The organism is Paracoccus sp. PAMC 22219, from assembly GCF_000787695.1.
Lineage (GTDB): Bacteria > Pseudomonadota > Alphaproteobacteria > Rhodobacterales > Rhodobacteraceae > Paracoccus.
On sequence record NZ_BBPH01000149.1, the window covers coordinates 1 to 4,830 of the forward strand.

Annotated in this window: 8 protein-coding genes; 2 read left to right on the top strand and 6 right to left on the bottom strand. The window is 57.2% G+C overall.

The features are described 5' to 3' along the window. Both TY51_RS21275 and TY51_RS15740 read right to left on the bottom strand, forming a co-directional pair. Nucleotides 1-386: GMC family oxidoreductase N-terminal domain-containing protein (locus tag TY51_RS21275; protein ID WP_197054798.1), on the bottom strand; the 386-nt coding region annotated here is incomplete at its 3' end. Between the two features lie 217 nt (nt 387-603). After that, nucleotides 604-861, bottom strand: a complete 258-nt coding sequence (locus tag TY51_RS15740; RefSeq protein ID WP_042251177.1) for a hypothetical protein — start codon at nt 859-861, stop codon at nt 604-606. 242 nt (nt 862-1,103) lie between these two features. Between TY51_RS15740 and TY51_RS15745 the strand changes: the two genes are divergently transcribed. Together TY51_RS15745 and TY51_RS22140 are read left to right on the top strand one after the other, a co-directional pair. Beyond that, nucleotides 1,104-1,811 carry a glycosyl transferase gene (locus TY51_RS15745; RefSeq protein WP_042251180.1) on the top strand — a complete coding sequence of 236 codons (708 nt, stop codon included), beginning with the start codon at nt 1,104-1,106 and terminating at the stop codon, nt 1,809-1,811. 195 nt (nt 1,812-2,006) lie between these two features. Continuing rightward, entirely contained in the window at nt 2,007-2,786 is a 780-nt protein-coding gene (locus tag TY51_RS22140; RefSeq protein WP_197054799.1) for a hypothetical protein, read from the top strand. Between the two features lie 143 nt (nt 2,787-2,929). Here TY51_RS22140 and TY51_RS15755 read toward each other — a convergent pair whose 3' ends face one another. The 4 genes from TY51_RS15755 to TY51_RS22150 are packed head-to-tail and all read right to left on the bottom strand — an operon-like array spanning nt 2,930 to nt 4,195. Then, the gene (locus TY51_RS15755; protein WP_231559092.1) at nt 2,930-3,610 is read right to left on the bottom strand and encodes a phosphotransferase family protein; all 681 of its coding nucleotides are present in this window, start codon (nt 3,608-3,610) and stop codon (nt 2,930-2,932) included. Then, the gene (locus TY51_RS22825; RefSeq protein WP_042251185.1) at nt 3,604-3,876 is read right to left on the bottom strand and encodes a hypothetical protein; all 273 of its coding nucleotides are present in this window, start codon (nt 3,874-3,876) and stop codon (nt 3,604-3,606) included. The genes TY51_RS15755 and TY51_RS22825 overlap by 7 nt, the downstream gene beginning before the upstream one ends. Further along, nucleotides 3,873-4,016, bottom strand: a complete 144-nt coding sequence (locus tag TY51_RS22145; protein ID WP_156118072.1) for a hypothetical protein — start codon at nt 4,014-4,016, stop codon at nt 3,873-3,875. Before TY51_RS22145 ends, TY51_RS22825 begins: the two co-directional genes overlap by 4 nt. Nucleotides 4,017-4,033: 17 nt before the next feature. Beyond that, nucleotides 4,034-4,195, bottom strand: coding sequence for a hypothetical protein (locus TY51_RS22150; protein ID WP_156118073.1), 162 nt, complete (start codon nt 4,193-4,195; stop codon nt 4,034-4,036). Between the last annotated feature and the right edge of the window lie 635 nt (nt 4,196-4,830).

A 4,830-nucleotide genomic window follows, 5' to 3' on the forward strand; every position in this document is an offset into this window, starting at 1 on the left:
TCTCTATAACTTTCGATTCCTTTGTAAGTACGCTCCATATCCATCCAGCCCCATTCAAGGCTGCCGGCTTCCTGCCAAGCTTCAAAGTCTGACGGCATCCCTCTCATATACCACATTCCATTGACTGCGCTGGACCCTCCCATCCCGCGCCCGTAATGGACGGGCTCCGCAGTGGAATTTTCAGGATCTGTCATACTGTATTGCCAGAAGTATCCTGACTTCTTAAGCATCTTTGAAAAACCTCGGGGCATGGATATAAATGGGTGGCGATTCTTACCGCCCGCCTCCAGAATGAGAACTGTGACATCTCGGCGTTCAGAAAGTCTATTTGCCAAGACGCAGCCGGCAGACCCCGCTCCAATAATGATGTAGTCAAAGCTGTCCATTGAAGCACCTACTATCTTATCTAAGGAAGGGTAACCAATCTAGCTTTATATCCGTTCTAAATTAATCAGCATCGAAATTGGTGCAGATCAGGTCGGCGTTCAAATCACCCGCAGATAAGGCAAGGATCGCCATCACCATAAAAGTCAAACGGAGGTTAGTTTGGGAGTTGTGCGTTGCACCTTCTTATTACCATCTAGAATAAAACATGCAATATAACTACTTAGCCAGGTTCTGTCGCAAATCCTGCGTCTCGACGCACAATTTGCGACAGAACCACGCCGCCAGTTGGCGGGCAATAATGCCGGTGCGTTGCTGCTCCAGCAGGTTGCTGAACTTGAAAACTGAGGTCAGGATCTGATGCAGTCCATTCGCTATTGCCTGCAGATGACGGACATGATCCAGGAAATCGCTGAAGTACGGCCTTGTATTCGCATCGATGCAGGGAAGGTCCTGTTGGACCAGCTTGTCGGCCACACATGGCGGCCTTAGCCCGGCTGATAGACACAATTGCATAGCAACGCGCGATGTCCGTCAGAACTCCGGGCGATCTTCCACGGCAGGCCGGAATATGTCATATGACTGCATGAATAGCTTGGTCGCACCGGGTCTAGTGATACATCGACCGTCTTGGTCACGGAGCGCTATCTCGCTCCTCGCAACGATAAAATTCCTGATCCGGCCACGATCAAGCTGCCCTCAAATTCTTGCAAGAAGTGATGATTGTCGTGCCCGAAGCCAAGACTGCAGATCTAATCCGTATCTTCATCGGTTATGACAGCCACGAGCCTATTGCCTACCATGCCCTGTCTCATAGCCTTCTATCGCGGGCCACTCAGCCGTTGAGTATTACGCCGATCGTGCTCGGCGGTCTGGAGGGCGTCTTTACCCGTGAAAGAAACTCCCTCCAATCGACGGAGTTCTCGTTTTCTCGTTTTCTTGTGCCGTGGCTGAGCGGCTATTCCGGATGGTCCATCTTCATGGACTGCGATATGCTTTGCATTGATGACATCGCCAAGCTTTGGGCGTTGCGCGATGACAATTATGACGTGATGTGCGTCCAGCACAACCATGTCCCCCAAGAGCAGACAAAGTTCCGTGGCGCAACGCAGACGACCTATGAAAAGAAGAACTGGTCCAGCATGGTGCTGTTCAATAACGCCCGTTGCACGGCCCTTACTCCAGATTACGTAAACACCGCCTCCGGCCTCGAGCTGCACCGCTTCAAGTGGCTAGCGGATGACAGTCGGATAGGGGCGTTGCCGCAAGGCTGGAACCACCTCGTCGATTACAGCGACACGCCCCTTAAGGATACGCATCTTATCCACTATACCGAAGGGGGCCCCTATTTTGAAGAATACAGGGGATGCGAGCATGCTGACCTGTGGTTCGCCGAAAAAGATGCGATGGATCGACCCCTACCGTGAAATCGCATTCAAAATCTTTACGTCCGGCCACGCCGAGACCTTAGTCAGTAAACACGAGATGCGATGCGTCCTTGCTTGCGACAACGGGGTCATCGGGAGAGCAGCCGAAGCGAGAGACGATTTGGCAAGGGTGGTCGTGGTAAAGCGAGCCCAGCACTCTTCAGTCCACCTGCAGCAGGGAGTCTACACTCAAACATGATCTCTCCATATAGGCATGCCCTTGCCAAATATTCCCCCCGGCTGCTGCGTTCTGTGGTCTATAAATCGTTGTATAAACGGCTCAAGGATCAATACACGATATCGCCGGAAAAATTTCGTGGCAAACGTATACTTGTTGTAGGTCCGGCCAATACTGTATTCGATGATTTGAAAAGCATCGACTATTCGATAATTGACATTGTTGTCAGAATGAAAAATGGCATCCACACATCCCTCGATTTGTGGAATGAAGATTCACTGCGATGCGACGTGCTTTTCCACAGCTTCGGCAGCGGTAGTCAACCGGTTACCCTTGATGATATCAATCATGCCGGCGTAAAATGGATTGTCCATAGGACCCTTAAGAAAAGTGCTTTTCTGGATACCCTGCAGGCCGAGGAGAAGTTCGGAAATTCCGCGAAAGTAAAAATAGTGCCGTACGAACACTATGGTGTGTTGTCGAAAAGACTGGGCGGCTACGCTCCTAGTACGGGAATGGTCTGCGCTGATTTTTTCCTTGATGCTCCATTTAAGAGCCTGGCTTTTGTCGGGTTTACCTTTTTCTCCACGCGATATGTCGCCGGGTATAACGATCAGATCACGTCTGACGCAGCTGCGCTTTCAAAAGTGAAAGATGCCGGTCATCACTCCCCATCGCACGAGGCACAACTGATCGGGGATCGGATCAAGGAGGCAAGAGCTGCTGGTAGGAGCGTTTACGTGAGTGAAAGCATGCAGCGAGCCATGGATGGTTTCAGAGCCCGCCGCGGTGCCTGATCCTGCAGCCATCGATCATCGCATCGCTCTTACCCTTCGCATGGGGCATGCCGGTGCTGCTGGTCCGTCCGCCGATCCCTGCCCGGCACAGTGCGTCATGCAGAGCGGGCCTTCGCCGGTCCGCACTTCTGGGCTGATCTTGCCTAGGAGCGCACAGGGTCTAGCGCCGCATCCAGCTGCGGCATCTGCGGATCAAGGGGCGGCGCGCCGCGCAGCACCTGCTCGACGCGGTCCATCAGGCTTTGGGTCCGGGCGGGCCAGTCGGGATGGCGGTTCCGGAACCCCTCGGTCAGCAGCAGCATCAGCGCGCGGGCGTGGTGCAGCGCCATAGAGGTCGGGATGGTGCCATAGCCTTGCAGCAAGGCTGCGCCCCGATCATCGGCCTGATCCTGCGTCAGCAGCCCGTCGATCACCTGCGCGTCCATCCGCGCCAGAAAGCTGCCCAGGTCCCGCGCCGGATCGCCCAGTCCGGCATTGTCCCAATCAAGGATCACCGGCCCTCCATCGCCCATCACCACCTGATCGGCGCTGAAATCGCCATGGACCAGGACCGGGTCGAACGCCGTTCCAGCCAGACATGCCGCCAACGGGGTGGCCAAGGCCTGCGCGCGTGTGGCCAGGTCCGCATCCAACGGCATCAGGTCGTCGGCGGCGGTCAGAACTGCCTCGGCATCCGCCTGTGGGGTCCATTCGGTCGTGGGCCGGAAGGGATTGGCATGCAGGGCGGCCAGCACGGTTCCGATCCGTGCGACGGTGGTACGGTCGGGCGCATGGCCGGTCATCTCGGGGCAGACCGGGCGGCCGGGGATCCACGCCGTCAGCATCGCGCCCAAGGCGGCATCCGCACCAAGCAGGGCGCCTGACCATCGGCCATCGCGGCCGTTGCGCCGATCAGCGCGCCGTCGAACCCGGGCCCCGCCATGATCTTCAGCACGCCGCAGGGCTGGCCTTGCAGGTCCAGTCGCGCGACCATCCGGCGACCGGGCTTGTAGCGCAGCAGGACCAGATCGGCCGCGGCCAGATCCGGCACCACGCCGACGACGCGTTGCAGGGTCTTCTGGCGCTTTGTCGGGTCCAGGAACCGCTTCACGCCCGCAGATGGCGGTCCAGGCGCGCCGGGATCACGATCACCCCGTGTCGGGGCAGCATCACGACGGACGGTTCGCCACGCCACCGGGACCGGCCGCTCTCCTCGGCATAGCGGTCGGGGTCGTAGGCATAGGCTGCCACGGCCTGCCCGTCCGCGCTCAGATAGGCCGCCGTACAACTGACACCGGGTTTATAGCGCAGATGGGCACCAGCGTGCCGCATCCCAACACGGCCGCCAGCGCATCCGCGTCCAGCAGCAGCGGAAGGCCCGCCAGCGCCGGATCGCGGTCGCAGATCGCGCGGTCAGCGGGCGACAGCACCTACGCCTCTCTCTTTCGGCACAGTGTTGGTTTGACCCTGGCCCTGCAGCACCACTCTGGGGGCACGTGTGACAGGGCGCCACATGGTTTGGGCATGGCTCAGCGTATCGTCCAGATTCAGCTGTGTCATCGGTTCCTCAAGGGTCGGGCGAATTGAGATGGTGCGGCTTGTCGCTCTTTGTTCCAATAAGTGAGGCGCGATGGACGTGTTCAAATTAGAAGTTCATTAGAGCCCTGCATCGGCGTTTTTCCCGACGGTCGCGTTCGATTAAGGTGCCTCGACAGAAGAATCTTAGAACGCTTGCCTGAAGCCCGATCACCATGCGCATCCGACCCGAAATAATGCTGTGCTGCAGTCGGGACAGTACAGGAGATTGGCGCGACGTTTTCGAACGTCGTTACCGGATGGATCGCGTCCGGCCATGCTTATGGTCTGTCTCATCTCGTCGGAGCCGGGGAGGCCTTCGCGGCAACGATGCTGTTCTTGATCTAAAGCCGGGTCGTCGCACGGACCCCCAGGCAAGAGGGCTGATCAGGCCGCTTTCCGATCCGGACTGCGATGCTTTTGCGACGATGCGAGCATTTTCTTTTTGCCGGAACACCTGTAATATTAGTTGTCACATCCCACGTGATTA